The sequence below is a fragment of the Gemmatimonas groenlandica genome, from assembly GCF_013004105.1.
GTDB lineage: Bacteria > Gemmatimonadota > Gemmatimonadetes > Gemmatimonadales > Gemmatimonadaceae > Gemmatimonas > Gemmatimonas groenlandica.
The window spans coordinates 4,627,278-4,642,496 of the sequence record NZ_CP053085.1 but is presented as its reverse complement, the minus strand read 5'-3'; the positions used below and the strand labels follow the sequence as shown (position 1 = coordinate 4,642,496).

The window sequence follows — 15,219 nt, the reverse complement described above, 5'->3', positions numbered from 1 at the left end:
GCGCGCGCAAACGCCACGTAGGAGACGCATCATTCGACCCGGTCTCGGGGCGATTGGTTGCCGGCGAACTCCGACCTCATGTGGGAGACGCGGCGGCCACGTCCACGCGTGTTCCAGTGCTGGCATGATTCGCGCATCCACGTGCGGTGATTAAGCGCCAACTATTTCATCATACCGGACAACTCCATGACCGTCCCCCCGCATCATCCCGATCCCGACCAGCGCGATCCCGCTCCCGAAGATGACGACCTGAGCGTCACGGAACGGAAAGAGGAACCGCCCGAACTGGACGCGGAGGATGAAGCCGAATTGGCAGCGGTGGACTCGTTTCCCGCGTCTGATCCGCCATCGTTCACACCGTCACGAGCAGGCTCGGCCAACCCGACGCCTGTCACGAAGCCCGACGACGAGGAAGAGAAGTAAGCGCGTTTCCGCTGCGGGAACGCGACGAACGTTCTGGCGGCATCGGTGTCGATTCACGTCTTGCGCATCCAGACATCCCACGTTTTAGGCCCGATATCCTCGTCGTCGAAGGGCTGACCCGCCAGTTTCAGCGCCAACTTGATTTGCCCGTGGTGATAGCCTTCGTGCCAGATCATATGCTGGAGAAGCAGGATCGGGTGATCGTAATGCTGTTCCATTTGGCGGCCCGCTTGCAGACGACAGATCACCGCGGCACGAACCGTACGCGCACTCTCGGACAACCACTGCGCGATCTGCACGCGATCCCGCTCCGTGCGCCACTCGCCGTCGGGCATCGGCGTTGCCACGTCTGGCGCGTCCTCGTGCACGAAGATCAAGCGGCAGTAGTGCATGTGCATGAACAGGCCGCCAATCGACGGACTCGTCGGCATCGGCTGCAGGTCGAGCGCGCCCGCCGGAATCGCATGCAGCAGATTCACGAGAATCGTGTTGTTGCGATCCCACGAGTCCAACAGCGCGTGCAGCAGCGCATCGTACGACGTGTTTGACATGGCTCCTGGGTCTCCGCTTGACTAGCACGACGCTCGCGCCGTGTCGCCTAGTGCGCAACCAGCCGAGTGAATTGCACGTTGCGAACCGCGTTCTCGCCCGGCAGGGTGGACACGGTCAGTTCGCTCACTCTGCCCGTGCGGTCGCGACGAAATTGCAGCCGCACGGAAACGTCGCCATCCGAGCCGAAGCCGCGCAGAAATCGGTCGCGCTCCACTGGCTGTAGCGTCAGCTCGACCCGATCGCGGCGGCGGAGCACGAGTCTCGCGCCGCGGGTCTCCAGCTGCCAGCCCGCGTCGAGGTCTGGACTGAACCAGGTGCCGGCGTACTCGGCGAGGGCAGCGGCTGATGGTCGCCAGACCGCCGCATCCGTGACGCGCTCAGACAGTTCGATGGGCCCTTCGTTCCAGGAGATTTCCAGTCGAAGCGGACCGCCAGACGCCGATGGCCGGAACGTGTAGAGGCCCACGTTGCCAGTGCCTCCGATCTCGAAAAAACGGCCGTCGCCCGCCGGCGTCATCGGGTAGAACACTTCGTCTGCCGCATCGTCGGGGATGATCTCTCCCAGCACGCCTTGCCGCACTTCAGTGGACAGCACGTTCCAGGGATCGTCGATCGATCGGTACGTTCCTGCGTATCGGGTGAGCTCCGGCGGCGACATCGCGACGGCCTTTGGCGGCGTCACGCGAGGCTTCTGCAGACTCATCACGTCCGCGAGATAGATATCCGCCACGCGCTCGGCCAATTTCGGTGCGCTGAGGTCGTCAGCGTTGCACAGGGTGGCCACCGTGAAGCGCTGTTCCGGAAATCGCATGAACACCGTCTGCGTGCCCGGCGGATGGCCACGGCGTGAAACGGTGCGAAGTCCACGGTAGGTGTCGAGGCGAACGCCATAGGCGTACGGGATGGTGTCGCCATTCGGAAGCGTCGGACGGCTCAGCATGCGCGCCATGATTTCCGCGCCACCGACGATCGGTTGGTCGAAGTTCCGGTCCCACCGCGCGAGGTCTTCAACCGAGGCGTAAACGTTGTCGCCACCAAAGGTATGTGAGTTGGGGAACGCGACGCTCGGCCCTCGCGGCAGAACCTGATGCCCCAATGCCCGATCACGTAACGCGCTGCGGCCGAGGTCGTCGACGAAACTCCCCGACATGCCCAGCGGGCCGAACATGACGTTCTGTAGGTGTTCGCCGAAAGGGACGCCGACAATGCGCTGCACGATGACGCCGAGGACGCCAAAGTCTGTGTGACTGTACTCGTGGCGCGTGCCCGGTGCGAAGTTGAGGGCGCGCTGCGAGGCGACGAGCCCGAGAAATTCCGCTTGGGTCGAGACGACTCGTCCGGAAAGCAGTTCAAGAGTCCCGAAGTCGCGGAGACCGCTCGTGTGCTGCAGGAGATCTCGCACGCGGATTGGCGTCCCGTAGTCCGGGAGTTCCGGCACCCAACGGCGCACATCGTCAGCCATGGAGAGCGCGCCGCGCTGCTCGAGCATGAGCGCGGCAAGCGCCGTGAACGGCTTCGAGGCGGAGCCGAGGTTGAACGTGGTGCGCGAGGTGATTGGGCGGCCGTCCTCGACGCTGGCGACCCCGTACCCGCGCGCGAGCACGATCTCGCCGCTTCGGTATACGCCAACGGCGCAGCCGGGCGCGCCCGGACGGATCTCGTGCAGAAAGAGGGAGTCCACCTGCGCGGACGGCGCGGCGGAGTCATGCGATTGCGACGGCGAGGTGCACGCGTCGGTCGTCGCCACGATCGCCAGTCCGACAAACACGGTGATGAGCCGGTCGCGCATAGATCCCATGGTAGCCATCTCGCGTCTCGTGGTAATTGACCGCCGCATTCGTCTTCGCATGGCGGCCGCTCGCGTCTCTACGGCACGTGAATCGTGCGCAGCATTCCGAGTTCGACGTGGGGACGCTTCGTGGCCGCGTCGGCGACCAAGCAATACGCGATGTACGTGCCCGGTATGAGATCGATCGGCAAGTACGCGACCTCGCCCGCGCCCACACGTGCCATTCCCGCGATCGTGGTGGCCACCGTGTCGGGATCGTCAGCCGCCATCCATGCCTGCACGGACGCCCCGTCGCGGACTCGCGCAAGCCGGATTTGATGATCCTGCGGGCCCGTGTTCTCGATCCGGAGCAGCTGCACGCCGGGCGCCCAGTGATCAGGCCCGACGAAGGCGAAGTCGATCAAACGCACAGTCTGCGTGCTGGGCGGTGGCGCCGCCATCATGGAATCGGCTGCCTGGCCGGCGCGAACGTGCATGATCCGGGATTCCCCGCCGTACGCGTGCCGATGGCCATCGTCGCCCCGTCGCACACACGCGAGCACGTACACGCCCGGCGTGAGATGCACGATCACGTCGCCTCGCGAACCGACTTCCGGCCCGCCGAGGGCGACACCGGGCCGCGGCGTTGCGGGCGCGGTATCCAACGCGGCGACGAACGTGGGTACGTCGGCCGCCGTCGTGGATGCCGGCAGCCGGAACACCACGACGATGTGCTCGCCGTCAGTCTCGTTGACCCGCACGCGCGCCCATCCCGGCCGCACCGAGTCGGGTGCCACGATGGCGCCCGCGCGCACCGTCACCGGCACGTCGGCTCCCGCGTTCGCGGTCGCGGTCGCGTTCGTGCCCGGGACGTCACGGCAGGCGGTAAGCGTGCCCAGGCTGGCAACGATCATGGCGCCGACGCACGTTCGATGGCCCCGCATGTCGTCCTCCCGTAAACGAGTGAGGCGGCGGCCCATCGCTTCCAACGGCCACGATGTGCGCGCGATCCTACGAGTCTGCAGGAATGTGCCGCTTCGACCTGCGTTCGTCGAGGTGTCCCACGTCGCAGGCGCGGTTCCAGCGCGACGTGGCGGGCGCGGCGGCCTAGCCGTCGGCGCGGCGCGCCAGATCGTCGCGATGCACCACGCTGTGGAGCGAAGCCAGCAGGTTCTGGCCCGCGTCCTGGGCCATAATACCCGCGAGATCGTGCATGCCGTCGTGCTGCAACTGCGGGTCGACCGAAACGCCGTCGATACCTGCGAACGCCATCGACCAGGCACCGAAGCTGCGCGCTTCGATTTCGTGCAGGTGCAGGATGGTGACATCGTGATGACGTGGGTCGCACTGAATCGTTTCGAAGATCGTCTCCACCTGCGTGCGCTCACCTTCGAGCACTTGTGCGAAACATCCGTCGCTGAACAGCAACGCACCGGTGACGCCGGACTGCGCGTTGGAGCGTCGCGCGGTGCGCAAAATCGCGGCGATGTTGGCCTGCACTTCGTCGGCGGTGCCGACGATGCTGTTACGGCTGAAGTACGCCAGGCTGTAGAGGGCGTTCGACATGGTTGATCTCGGTGAAAATGTGAATGGCATCGGTGCTGGCTGCATCGAGTCGTCGCACGAGCGCGAGGACATCGCCCTCGGGGACTGGACGCGAAATGAGAAATCCCTGGATATCGGTGACGCCGGCGGCGCGCACCATCTCGGCCTGCGCGATGGTCTCCACGCCCTCGGCGATCGTGCACATGTCGAGGCCACTCCCCAACGAGGCAATCGCCTGGATCATCCATCGCGCGTGCGTGGCGTCGGCACTCGTCAGGTCAGCGCCATCGGGCAAATTCCGGACGAACGAGCGATCGATCTTCAGTCGATCAAACGGGTAGTGTGCCAGTTGACTCAGCGAGGAGAAGCCCGTGCCAAAATCGTCGAGCGCCAGCGTGACACCGAGGTGCTTGATAGATCGCAGTGTCTCGCATGCATCGCCGATCAACGCGCTTTCGGTGATCTCGACTTCCAGACGCGCGGCGTCCAACCCTGATTGGGCCAGCGCGTCGGCAATGCTCGCCACCAGCGCGCGTCGTTCGCGCAACTGAATCGGCGACACGTTCACCGCTACCTGCAGCGCCCGCCCATTCGACAACAGGGGCCAGGCGGCGGCCGTCCGACAGGCCGTGTGCATCACCCAGTCGCCCAGCAAACCAATCAGACCGATCTCTTCGGCCAGCGGGATGAAGTCGTCGGGATTGATCATACCGCGCACCGGATGTTGCCAGCGCACCAGCGCCTCGAACCCCGTGAGCTGCATATCCGGCAACGACACCTGCGGCTGGTAGTAGATCTTGAACTGGTCCACTACCATCGCTTTGCGCAGCTCCACTTTGTTGAGCGCCAGGGCGGCTCGCAGGTCGGTTTCGAGCGACTGGCGCGCGCTGGCGCTGGCCTGCATCCATGGTTCGAAGCGAACCGAGTGGTTCTTGCCTGCCGCCTCAGCGTGGTGCAGCGCAATACTCGCGGAACGCAGCAGCGCGTCGGCATCACCGCCATCGTGCGGTGACAGCGCGAGACCGATGCTGACGCTGATCGTGACGGCGTGACCGTTCACGGCATATGGTCGGCCAATCAGTTCGAGCAGACGCGCCGCGACCGCTTCGCCGGTACTCGAATCCGGCAACAGCACGGCGAATTCATCACCACTGATGCGGGCGACCGTTGCCCCCGGTGGTGCGGCGCTCACGATGCGGCGCGCCACACGACTGAGTACGCCGTCGCCAGTGGCCAGGCCCGTGCTATCGTTGACCTCCTGAAAGCGATCGAGGTCGAGCGCCAACAACGCCGGCTGCGGACCGTCGGGGGTCGCCTGGGCCAGCGCCTCGGCCAGTCGCTCGCGTAGCGTGGGACGCGTACACAAGCCCGTGAGGCGATCTTCGTCTGTGGCCATGGTCCGACCGGCACGTCACGCCACCTAGCCGCGTCAGACATGAGGCACGGCGTAGCCTCACGGCGCGTCGCGCAGCCAACCACATCGTCGGCAAGTCCGGACGCGCCTGATCGGCGCAACCTCCATTCTCGTATCGGCCGGTCGGTGGCAGACCTGAAGGGGAGAATAGGGCAACCGCCTGCCATCTCCGCCGCGTACACTCCAACCTTACACCGCTGGCGCAAGCCAGGTGGCGGTGACGTCCGCGTGCCCGGCGAGCGCTCGCGAGTACATGCAGATGCCGTGTGTCGCTTCAATGATGGCCGCGGCCTGAGCGGGGGGCAGCTCTGGGGCGTCGACCTCCAGTGCGCTGCGCAGGCGAAAGGCGCCCGACGATTCACGCTGCACCGTGACCGTTGCCGTGACCCGAACGGTTGAGACTCTGACGCCAGCATGTTGCGCCGCCACTTTGACCGAGGAGGCAAAGCATGCGGCGTGCCCCGCCGCGAAGAGGTGCTCGGGACTGAGGCCGTTGCCGTCGCCCCCAAGTTCCGGGGGAAAGGCGAGACGGCTTTCGAGTCGGCCGTCGGCGGTGGCGATGCGACCATCGCGGCCACCGGTGGCCGTGGCGGCAATGGAGAACAGGGCCGTCGTGTCGAGTTCGGATACGTTGATATGTGACATGCGAGTGCTCCGATTCAGGTGAGGCGCTGTCCGCCATCGATGTGCAGGACTTCGCCGGTGATACCGCCATTCTGCATCAGGAAAAGCGCCGCATCCGCCGTCTCCTCAGCGGACGCAAATCGACCGATGGGCGTGCGCGCGACGATCTGGGCGAACACGTCCGACTTTTCGTCGCCCAGTACGCCATCCCACATCGGGGTGTCGATCCAGCCGGGCGAGATGGCATTGGCGCGTATCGGCGCCAGTTCGAGCGCGAGCGTACGGGCAAGCTGCTCCGCGGCAGCTGTGGCGACGCCGGTCGCCCATGCCCCTTTGACCGGACGATCGGTGGAGATGCCGCCGACGAACACAAACGATCCACCGTCTCGCATACCGGGGGCGAGCGCGCGCACCGTGATGATCGCCGTGCGGATGCGCTGCTCGAGTGGTGCGACCTGCTCGTCGATGCTGCGATGGTCGAGCAACGGTGCCAACGTGGCGCCACCGGCGGTGAGCAGCACATGGTCGATGGCCCCGTGAATGCGTTGCACCTCGGCAAACGCCGCCTCGAGCGCGGTGACATCGGTGGCATCGACCGCGTGTGTGCTCACGGACGCCGTACCCGCCGTGCGTACCGCCGTGGCGGCGGTGGCGAGCCGCTCCGCGTTACGCGCCAAGAGTGCGAGCGACGCGCCTTGCGCCGCCGCCTGTCTCGCCGCAGCGAGTCCGATTCCCGAACTCCCTCCGACGATGAGGACCACCTTCTCGCGAAGTCGGTTTTGAGTGAAGTCGATCATGAACAGGGATGTTGAGCTCGGACATCCGGCCCGCGCGTGGCGCAACGCGGTGGTGCGCGGAGGCAACTTCGAGCCCTGCGATCGATCGATCAATTGCCGCTAATGTCAGCGCTCGCGCGGCGATGGGACTGACATTGCCGTCAGTAGCTCTTCGCACGCTTCGACAAGCGCCGGGAGCGTGTCAGGCGCCATGAGCCACTACTTACTCCACGGCGGCGTCACACCGTTCATCCACGCGGTCTGCTCTGTCATCTTCTGTACGAAGAAGTCCATCGACATCGACGCCTTTGCCGCCGTCGGACGGCATCCATACTTGTCTTCCGGCATCGCTTTTGCCAGCGCCTGAGCCGCAGGACCGTCCGCGTGAAGGACGGGGACGTCGGCGCTCACCCCTCGACGTCTTCATCGATCAGCCGCCCTCTTCGCTCATGCGCGGCTTCCACGGCCTCCTGAATCCTCTTCTTCCGCGACTGCGGTTTGACCGCTTCGTTGATGCGGCGAATGATGTATTGCTGTTTGCCAGGCGGAAGCAACGTGAAAGCGGCCGTGATGCCGTCTGTGGCGAGCGCGAGCATCAGATCGTCGGGGATTTCTACGTGTGCGCGATTCAGGACGGTCAGTCGCACCAGAATGCGATCGCCGGTCGTGGTCTTCGTCTCCTGACGAACCTTCGCCTTGATGCGGATGTAGTGCTGGCCATTGCCGACGGGGAAGAGACTCACCTGAAACGGCTTCGACTCGTTCACCTGTGCCATGACCAAGACCGGGCCTCTTGTTCCCAATGCCTCGGTGATCTTCGCGGGGACGGGGACGGCGCAATAGTTCATGCCTTCGGCCCAGTTCTCAAGCGTTGCATGGAAGGACAGTTGCTGTCCTGCGAAGGGAGAGGTACTCATGGTTGCCTGTTGCAGGAGGAGTGATGCTGCGCGCGCCCGAGGGCAATGACGAGCGGCGGTTCCGTCGTCCATTCGGTCCGCGTGATGGCGTGCGCGTAGGCGCGGGAACCGCACGCCGTGCGCAAGTCGTTGGGAACCACCGAGCACTGGTATCAACAAGACTCGATATACGACATCATCCACCCCGACCGCAGCCGACGGTTCTCCATGGCCACTGTTTCAAGACCCGTCCCCATGTTGGATTTTGGCATCGATGCTCCGGGTGTCCGCCGCATGTTTTTCCGCGTCGGCGGCGGCGCCCTCGTTCTCAGTCTAATCTTTGCGTACGTCCCGTTTCACGGATCGGCATGGATCGTCGTGACGGCCCGTGCCGTCAGCGCAATCGCCGCGTGCTATGGGATCGGCATGGCCGCGTACATGACCTATGGTAGCCGCATCGGCAAAGTGCGCACGCGCGATCGTCTCCTGCGCGTCATTCCGTGGACTGGCAGCGAGCGCGTGTTGGATGTCGGGTGCGGCCGGGGCCTCATGGCGGTCGGCGCGGCGCTGCAGGTGCCTAACGGCGAGGTGATCGGTATCGATCTGTGGAGCGCGGCGGACCAGGCCGACAACACCCCCGACGCCGCGCGAGAGAACACCCGTCGGGCGGGAGTTGTCGACCGCGTACGGATCGATACGGGAGATGTGCGCGCACTCCCCTATGAGGTGAACAGCTTCGATGTCGTGCTCTCACACTGGGTTGTGCACAACTTGGCCACGGCAACGGATCGTGCACAGGCGCTGCGTGAGATGCTGCGCGTGCTCCGACCCGATGGCTGGCTCATCCTCGCTGACATTAGTCACCAGACCGAATACATCGCCCAGCTGCACACCGCCGGAATCACGCACCTCCGCGAGGAGCGCGGGGGGCTCGAATCCACCGTGATCGGATTCTTCAGTGGGAACACGTTTCGCCCGCAGGCGATCATCGCACGAAAACCTGTCACCCGCTTTTGATACGAGCGTCTCCGTGCTCATCGCTCGTGCGCCGGATCGGAGCGAGCGTCGGCACCGGCTCGTTGGAGAGGAAGTCGATGATGATCGGAGTTCACGCGAAACGCACCGCGCGGCGATGGGACTGACATTGCCGTCAGTAGCTCTCCATTTCAGCTGTGGATAGTTTTTACGCCCGGAGGTCTACACATGGGAATCACCCGTCGCAGCACCACGAATTGTCCCATCGAGCGCGCCGTGCACGTGGTCGGCGGGCGCTGGAAGTCGATGATCCTCTATGGGCTGCTCGATGGCCCGGCACGGTACAGCGTGCTGCGACAACGAATGGCGGGCTGCGCTGAACGCGTGCTCGTGCGCCAGTTGCGCGAGCTGGAAGCGGACGGCGTCATCGAGCGACGGCTGCTCGACGCGAGCGGCAATCACGTGGAGTACCGCCTGACGGCGCTCGGCGAGGCACTCCACGACATGTTCGATGGCATGCGTCGCTGGGGCGAGACACTACTCGCCCGAGATGCGCAACGCGCGAAGAGGATCTCGGCGTAGCGAGTCTCGTGGGAGCGGAAGGTCGGCTCGCCTGCCTTCGAACGCCGACGTGGTTCTCGCTTAGGCGATCAACTCCGAAAGGATGTTCTGCACCGCCGCGAGATTCACCGGTTTCAGCAGATGACGGTCGAACCCTGCGCTCGTGGACAGTTCGCGATCGCGCGCGTGACCATATCCCGTCGTGGCCACGATCACGACGTTCGAGAGACCGTCCTGTAGCCGCAATCGCCTCGCGACCTCGTATCCGTCCAGCAGGGGCAGCCCGATGTCCAGCAGGACGACCTGAGGTGGATGGGCGAGAGCTACGGCGAGTGCCGCCTGACCGTCGTGCGCCAACCGGACGTCATGCCCCGTCGCCGTAAGCAGCATTCCGAGGCTCTCCGCCGCGTCCACGTTGTCATCTACCAGAAGAATTCGAACACGTCGTTTAACACTGACGGGTGCGACCTTGGCAGGTGATTGCGTCGGTGCGCGCTCAACAGGCGCGGCGCTCAACGGTAGCCGAACGACAAACTCACTACCGTATCCCAACGTGCTTGAAACCTCGATACTGCCCTCATGCAGCTCGACCAGTCGTCGCACGAGGCTCAAGCCGACGCCCAAGCCGCCTTCCGACCGATCGAGTGATTGTTCAGCCTGGCTGAACAAGTCGAAGATGCGAGGCAAGAGTTCGGGTGCGATACCGATTCCCGTGTCGCGCACTCGCAACACCACCACATCGCCATCTTCCTCGACCGTCAACCAGATGCCGCCGCCCGCGTCGGTGTACTTGACGGCATTGTTCAACAGGTTGACGACGACCTGTTCCAACCGCGCCGCATCGGCCTTCAAATGCAACTCTTTGGTCGGTATGGCAACCGTGAGCGACTGCCCGCGTTCCAGCGCGAGCGCGTGGGTCGTGGTCACGGCATTCTCGACGATCTGCCTGATGGTGCACGTGTCCAAGCGCAACTGAAAGATACCAGTCGTGACGCGCGAAACATCCAGCAGATCTTCGACCAGACGAGTCAGCTGACCGACTTGACGCTCCACGATTTGTAGCGCCTTCGGATGTTGCGACTCGTCGTGGTATTGCAATTTCAAGAGCTCGACCGCGCTGCGCAGTGGAGCCAATGGATTGCGAAGCTCGTGGCCGAGCATCGCCAGAAATTCATCTTTGCGACGATCGGCCTGGGCCAGTGCATCAGCCTGCGCCAACACCTTCAACTCAGACTGTTTTCGCGTCGTGATATCCCAGAAAATGACGGCGACACGATGACTCTCTGCCCCGCCCAGACGGAATGCGTACAACTCGAGCACGCGCTCCGTGTTCGGGACATCGTGCTCGAACCGCACCGGCACGCCGCTGCTACACACGCGGTCACACGTCGAGAACCACTCCTCGAAGTCATCCGGCAAGAGCTGTCGCATGGTCAGTCCGATCTCGCCGCGAATTTCGGATTGCGCGAGAAAGGCCGGATTGAAGCTGACATAGCGGAAATCGACGGGTTCGCCCAACGCAACGTCAAGCTTCTCGACGACGAACAGGCACTCGTTGAGCGAGTCGAACAAGTTGCGATACCGCTCCTCGGATTCGCGCAGTTCCTGCTGGGCGAGATTCCGTCGCTTCAACAGCTCGAACCGTTCGATGGAATTATCCAGCGATCGATTCAGGCTGTCGGCAGTCGTCCAGCTCTTGCCGATATAGTCTTGCGCACCGGCGCCAAGCAATCGTGCACCCTCTCCACGGCTGACACCACCCCATCCAGTGATCACTACGACTGGACAGGGGGGCAGATTGTCGCTGCCGCACAGCGCCGTCAATACCTCCACCGCGTTCATGTCGGGCAGGTTAAAATCAAGGAGCACGCAATCGAACGGACACGGACCAACGTCCTCACCCGGCGCGTTTCGCATCATCTGCAACGCCGAGTTCCCGAGTTCGGCTTCGGTGAAGATGAACTGACGTTCCGACCCGAGTAACAACATCTGTCGAAGACTGGCGCGATCGTCCGGGTTATCGTCGACGATCAACACTCGGCATCGACGGTCGTCGGTTCGTCGGTCGCGCGCAGCGCTCGGCGAAACGGCGGTCACTGGGGCCCACGAGAAGGTCGGTGCGATCATCGGCTCAGCGATCGATGTGTCGGCAGGACGGCTTGGTTTATCCAATACGTGAAGATGGTCTGCAGGATCTCCAGGTGCGTCGCATGATTGACCGGCTTGATGTGATACGCGTTCGCACCGTTGCTGTAGGCGGTGGTGATGTCGCGTGGGTTCGCCGACGCGCTGATAACGACCAGCGGTATCACCGCGAGGTTGCTGTTGGCGCGGATCTGCAGCAAGGCATCTCGCCCGTCGGCGTTTGGCGTATTCAAGTCCAGGAGGACCAGCGCCGGCAACGTACTCCCGCGCTCGAGTAACTCGACCAGCATCTCCACGCATTCGGTACCGGACACGGCGCGACGGAGTTGGTTCGTGATGCCCGCGCGACGTACGGCCTCGGTCACCGTCTCGAAGTCGTCGTCATTGTCCTCGACCACCAGGACGTGATCTGTCCGGCTCATTCGCGGTTCCGATTGGGTTGCGCCAGCGAGGGCAGCGTGAAGAAAAACGTGGTGCCGTGGTTGAGCGTCGAGTCCAGCCAGACGTGGCCGCCATGTCGGCTCACCACTTTCTTCACCACGGTGAGGCCCGCACCCACGCCGCCTCCGAATTCGTCCCGGCCGTGCAGTCGTTTGAACATGCGAAAGATCTGCTCATGGTGTCGCGCTTCGATCCCGATCCCATTGTCGCGGACGTAGTAGATCGTTTCGCCAAGCGCTTCCGCAGGCATGTTCGGGCGCGGACCTGGTTCGTCTGGACGCAGGTACCCGACCTCGATGCGAGGATGCGGATCGCGATTGTACTTGAGCGCATTGCTGATCAGGTTGCTGAAGATCTCCCGAACTCGTACCAGGTCGCAGAGCACGGTGGGAAGCGGGCGTTCGAAGACCACACCGACGTCGGAAGGGTGCCTGCGTACGCCGACCATCTCGAGCGCGTCAGCCACGGCGTCATTCAGATCGACGGCCTCGAATTCGAGATTGGTCCGGCCCACCCGTGAATAGTGCAGCAGCGAATCAAGCAGGCTGTCCATGCGCAGCGTGAGACGCATGAGGCTCTCCATGCGACCGCGGTTGAGGGCGCCGATGGTATCCGCGCTCTCCAGCAGCTGATGGGCATAGCGATGAATCCCCCGCAGCGGCTCCTTGAGATCGTGTGACGCGACGTAGGCGAACGCGTCCAACTCCTCGTTGCTGCTAGTGAGATCCACGTTCAGCTCACTGATGCGTTCCCCTTCCGACGTGGCCAGATCCATGATCAGCAAGCGAAGGCGCAGGGCCGCATCGATCTCCAGCATGGTCCACGGGAGGGAGCGATTGCGCACGGACTCGACAAACAGCTCGAACGATCGACGCGGCGTCAATCGCATGCCGTTCGGTCCCGGCACCAGTGGCTTGTCGTCCGGATGACCAGCCCACTTCACGGTTTGTATCGTCTCGGGGCGAAACCACATGATGAGGTCGCGACGGAGGCGGGAGACCTGAACGGCGATCACACCGCTTGCGACGTCGCGTATTCCCGCGCCTTCCGGATACTCGCGCGAGAGCATGTCGGTCGCGAACACCGGACGCGTCAACGATAAGAATTCGGGACGGAGGTTGACCCAATCCGCCAGCGCGTCAAGTTGCTCCTCGCTCGGCGTGCGACCGGCGGTCCACCAGCGATCCATGTGGTACAGTGCGGCGCCATCGGCGTCCATCGCGTCGAGCAGCGACGGTTGACGATCTGAGAGCGCGAGGAGGTCGCCTTCTCGCGCAGCCTTGGCCACGAGCTCCTGGTGGATCTGTTCCACCTTGAGCCCGTATTCCAGCGATTCGATTCGATCAGATGACTTGAGTTGCAGCGAGGCCACCTGGGCGAGCAGCTCGCAGGCGGCGCGCATCTGGTGCGGGAACGCGGTCGGCTGTCGATGGTGGCACGCGATCAGCCCCCACAGTTCGCCTTCGATCAGGATCGGCATCGTCAGCGACGCGCCGACTCCCATGTTGGCGAGATACTCGGTGTACATCACGGATGCGCCGCGCAGCGAGCAATACGTCATCGTGAGCGGCTTCCCCGTGTCAGGGTTCGCCAGAGGTACCAGCTCGATCAACGGACCCGCCGCATTCGGCACGGGCCTGATCCAGATGCGCTGATAGATGTCGCGCGCCGGCTTGGGGATATCGGCTTCCGGATAGTGCAGCCCGAGCCACGGTGCCAGCTCGTCCAGCTTGCTCTCGGCGACCACCTCACCGTGGTTGTCTGCGTGGAATCGGTAAACCATCACGCGATCCAATCCGGTGATGGTACGGACTTCCCGCGCGATTCGATCACAGAAGGCGAGCTGACCGGTCGTACTCTGCATTCGAGTCACGGCCGCCCGAACCGATGTAAAGAAATCTCCGGCCGGATGCAACAGCGGATCGGCGCCACGACTGCTCGACTCAAACTCGAGGATAAGCACGCCGCTCATGGTGTGCACACACACGTCCAATGGAGCCATGTCGGCTCGAGCGGGATGTGTGAAGGCGAACAGCGCATTCCCTTCGATCGAGTCATTCTCGATCATCGAACGAAGGCGAATCTCATGCTCGCTGCTGATCACGTTACCAAGTGGCTGGCCGAGGAGACGCTCCGGCACCGCACCGAGGTACTGTTCGGAATTCTCGCTCACCTGCAGAATCGTCAGATCGGACAAGCGAGCGGTCACTAAGGCGCCGTGCGATTGAATGCAGCCTGGAGCTTGCACAGGCTCGCTGTCACAGTTGGTCAGACTCGTGCCATGTCGCTTGATGCTGTACACACCGTCTGCCCACGGCAGTCGACTTGCATCACCCTGCTCGGCGATGGTCATGCGAGTACCGAGCGCACAACGGAACCGGTGCCGCTGGCGGTCGTCGGTTCAACGTCTACGACATGCATCCACGCGGTCAGTGTCTCGTAGGTGGCGTTGGCGCCGTCGACAATGTCGGTGTCGGCGCCGGTGCGGGCCGCATACCCGGTTAAGAGTGCGCAGAACGCTTTCCATTGCGGACCCGTGCGAACGCCATAGCCGCTGAAATACGACGCGCCCGTTTCGGGCGTCAACCCGAGGCTGGCCTGCAGGTGGCGGGTGACGATCTGCCCGCCGAGGGTCGCGCCCTCGAGTACATAGAGACAACCGAATACGTGGGACGGATCGGCGAGAGGAGGCAGACTCTCGCACGAGTGCATCTGCGCGACTTCGTCCGCGCTGACTCCCAATGCGCAGAGATCGTTGGCCAACCGCGTGGTCTTGGCGCGCTCGGCATAGTCGAGACCGATCTCCGCAAAGCCTGGCGAGGAGAACAGCATCGCTTCGAGCGGTTTGTGATACGTGAACAACTTCTGCACCATGCGCCGGTACTCAGCCGCCGCCAAGTCCGCGTCGAGCAGAGGCATCAGGCGTTCGAGCGCCAAATGACTTTCGCGCGTCACATCCTTCAAAACCTGTAAGATCATCGCGAGCCAGTTGCCCGAAAGGGTACACGCGCTTGGCGAGCGGCATCATGCCCAATGCGTAGACGCGCTCGAGTACGGCTCGTATTGTCAATGATGTGACGAGCCCAACTGGTATGACGT

Annotated in this window: 16 protein-coding genes; 3 read left to right on the top strand and 13 right to left on the bottom strand. The window is 63.6% G+C overall.

Features of this window, described 5'->3' with window-relative positions; translation table 11 throughout:
- Positions 1–186: 186 nt before the first annotated feature.
- Positions 187–423, top strand: coding sequence for a hypothetical protein (locus HKW67_RS19915; RefSeq protein ID WP_171227056.1), 237 nt, complete (start codon positions 187–189; stop codon positions 421–423).
- A 53-nt stretch (positions 424–476) separates the two neighbouring features.
- Here HKW67_RS19915 and HKW67_RS19910 read toward each other — a convergent pair whose 3' ends face one another.
- The 9 genes from HKW67_RS19910 to HKW67_RS19870 form a co-directional block, all read right to left on the bottom strand.
- Complete coding sequence (locus HKW67_RS19910) at positions 477–974, bottom strand: DinB family protein (protein ID WP_171227055.1); 498 nt, start codon at positions 972–974, stop codon at positions 477–479.
- A 47-nt stretch (positions 975–1,021) separates the two neighbouring features.
- Positions 1,022–2,773: a serine hydrolase domain-containing protein gene (locus tag HKW67_RS19905; RefSeq protein WP_171227054.1), complete on the bottom strand. Its 1,752-nt coding sequence runs from the start codon at positions 2,771–2,773 to the stop codon at positions 1,022–1,024.
- 68 nt (positions 2,774–2,841) lie between these two features.
- Positions 2,842–3,657: a hypothetical protein gene (locus tag HKW67_RS19900; RefSeq protein ID WP_171227053.1), complete on the bottom strand. Its 816-nt coding sequence runs from the start codon at positions 3,655–3,657 to the stop codon at positions 2,842–2,844.
- Positions 3,658–3,850: 193 nt separating this feature from the next.
- Positions 3,851–4,309, bottom strand: a complete 459-nt coding sequence (locus tag HKW67_RS19895) for a BLUF domain-containing protein (protein ID WP_171227052.1) — start codon at positions 4,307–4,309, stop codon at positions 3,851–3,853.
- On the bottom strand, positions 4,269–5,684 hold the full coding sequence (locus HKW67_RS19890) for a putative bifunctional diguanylate cyclase/phosphodiesterase (protein WP_171227051.1): 1,416 nt from the start codon (positions 5,682–5,684) through the stop codon (positions 4,269–4,271). Before HKW67_RS19890 ends, HKW67_RS19895 begins: the two co-directional genes overlap by 41 nt.
- Positions 5,685–5,891: 207 nt before the next feature.
- Entirely contained in the window at positions 5,892–6,347 is a 456-nt protein-coding gene (locus tag HKW67_RS19885) for an Ohr family peroxiredoxin (RefSeq protein ID WP_171227050.1), read from the bottom strand.
- 14 nt (positions 6,348–6,361) lie between these two features.
- On the bottom strand, positions 6,362–7,123 hold the full coding sequence (locus HKW67_RS19880; protein ID WP_171227049.1) for an SDR family oxidoreductase: 762 nt from the start codon (positions 7,121–7,123) through the stop codon (positions 6,362–6,364).
- A gap of 198 nt (positions 7,124–7,321) precedes the next feature.
- Positions 7,322–7,513: a hypothetical protein gene (locus HKW67_RS19875; RefSeq protein WP_171227048.1), complete on the bottom strand. Its 192-nt coding sequence runs from the start codon at positions 7,511–7,513 to the stop codon at positions 7,322–7,324.
- Positions 7,510–8,019 (bottom strand): YdeI/OmpD-associated family protein, encoded by a 510-nt coding sequence (locus HKW67_RS19870; RefSeq protein ID WP_171227047.1) that lies wholly within the window; start codon positions 8,017–8,019, stop codon positions 7,510–7,512. The genes HKW67_RS19875 and HKW67_RS19870 overlap by 4 nt, the downstream gene beginning before the upstream one ends.
- 273 nt (positions 8,020–8,292) lie before the next feature.
- Here HKW67_RS19870 and HKW67_RS19865 point away from each other — a divergent pair, with 273 nt between their 5' ends.
- On the top strand, positions 8,293–9,015 hold the full coding sequence (locus HKW67_RS19865; RefSeq protein WP_171227046.1) for a class I SAM-dependent methyltransferase: 723 nt from the start codon (positions 8,293–8,295) through the stop codon (positions 9,013–9,015).
- 186 nt (positions 9,016–9,201) lie between these two features.
- A complete protein-coding gene (locus HKW67_RS19860) occupies positions 9,202–9,555 on the top strand; it encodes a winged helix-turn-helix transcriptional regulator (protein ID WP_171227045.1) in 354 nt (117 codons plus the stop codon).
- 60 nt (positions 9,556–9,615) lie between these two features.
- Here HKW67_RS19860 and HKW67_RS19855 read toward each other — a convergent pair whose 3' ends face one another.
- The 4 genes from HKW67_RS19855 to HKW67_RS19840 are packed head-to-tail and all read right to left on the bottom strand — an operon-like array spanning position 9,616 to position 15,099.
- Positions 9,616–11,661 carry a response regulator gene (locus HKW67_RS19855; protein ID WP_171227044.1) on the bottom strand — a complete coding sequence of 682 codons (2,046 nt, stop codon included), beginning with the start codon at positions 11,659–11,661 and terminating at the stop codon, positions 9,616–9,618.
- Complete coding sequence (locus HKW67_RS19850) at positions 11,658–12,101, bottom strand: response regulator (protein ID WP_171227043.1); 444 nt, start codon at positions 12,099–12,101, stop codon at positions 11,658–11,660. Before HKW67_RS19850 ends, HKW67_RS19855 begins: the two co-directional genes overlap by 4 nt.
- Positions 12,098–14,473, bottom strand: coding sequence for an ATP-binding protein (locus tag HKW67_RS19845; protein WP_171227042.1), 2,376 nt, complete (start codon positions 14,471–14,473; stop codon positions 12,098–12,100). Before HKW67_RS19845 ends, HKW67_RS19850 begins: the two co-directional genes overlap by 4 nt.
- On the bottom strand, positions 14,470–15,099 hold the full coding sequence (locus tag HKW67_RS19840; RefSeq protein WP_171227041.1) for a biliverdin-producing heme oxygenase: 630 nt from the start codon (positions 15,097–15,099) through the stop codon (positions 14,470–14,472). The genes HKW67_RS19845 and HKW67_RS19840 overlap by 4 nt, the downstream gene beginning before the upstream one ends.
- Positions 15,100–15,219: the final 120 nt, after the last annotated feature.

Bases quoted from the DNA above. Each gene is read 5' to 3' on its own strand.
- HKW67_RS19915 (WP_171227056.1), top strand. From the start codon at position 187: ATGACCGTCCCCCCGCATCATCCCGATCCCGACCAGCGCGATCCCGCT.
- HKW67_RS19910 (WP_171227055.1), bottom strand. From the start codon at position 974: ATGTCAAACACGTCGTACGATGCGCTGCTGCACGCGCTGTTGGACTCG.
- HKW67_RS19905 (WP_171227054.1), bottom strand. From the start codon at position 2,773: ATGGGATCTATGCGCGACCGGCTCATCACCGTGTTTGTCGGACTGGCG.
- HKW67_RS19900 (WP_171227053.1), bottom strand. From the start codon at position 3,657: ATGATCGTTGCCAGCCTGGGCACGCTTACCGCCTGCCGTGACGTCCCG.
- HKW67_RS19895 (WP_171227052.1), bottom strand. From the start codon at position 4,309: ATGTCGAACGCCCTCTACAGCCTGGCGTACTTCAGCCGTAACAGCATC.
- HKW67_RS19890 (WP_171227051.1), bottom strand. From the start codon at position 5,684: ATGGCCACAGACGAAGATCGCCTCACGGGCTTGTGTACGCGTCCCACG.
- HKW67_RS19885 (WP_171227050.1), bottom strand. From the start codon at position 6,347: ATGTCACATATCAACGTATCCGAACTCGACACGACGGCCCTGTTCTCC.
- HKW67_RS19880 (WP_171227049.1), bottom strand. From the start codon at position 7,123: ATGATCGACTTCACTCAAAACCGACTTCGCGAGAAGGTGGTCCTCATC.
- HKW67_RS19870 (WP_171227047.1), bottom strand. From the start codon at position 8,019: ATGAGTACCTCTCCCTTCGCAGGACAGCAACTGTCCTTCCATGCAACG.
- HKW67_RS19865 (WP_171227046.1), top strand. From the start codon at position 8,293: ATGTTTTTCCGCGTCGGCGGCGGCGCCCTCGTTCTCAGTCTAATCTTT.
- HKW67_RS19860 (WP_171227045.1), top strand. From the start codon at position 9,202: ATGGGAATCACCCGTCGCAGCACCACGAATTGTCCCATCGAGCGCGCC.
- HKW67_RS19855 (WP_171227044.1), bottom strand. From the start codon at position 11,661: ATGATCGCACCGACCTTCTCGTGGGCCCCAGTGACCGCCGTTTCGCCG.
- HKW67_RS19850 (WP_171227043.1), bottom strand. From the start codon at position 12,101: ATGAGCCGGACAGATCACGTCCTGGTGGTCGAGGACAATGACGACGAC.
- HKW67_RS19845 (WP_171227042.1), bottom strand. From the start codon at position 14,473: ATGACCATCGCCGAGCAGGGTGATGCAAGTCGACTGCCGTGGGCAGAC.
- HKW67_RS19840 (WP_171227041.1), bottom strand. From the start codon at position 15,099: ATGATCTTACAGGTTTTGAAGGATGTGACGCGCGAAAGTCATTTGGCG.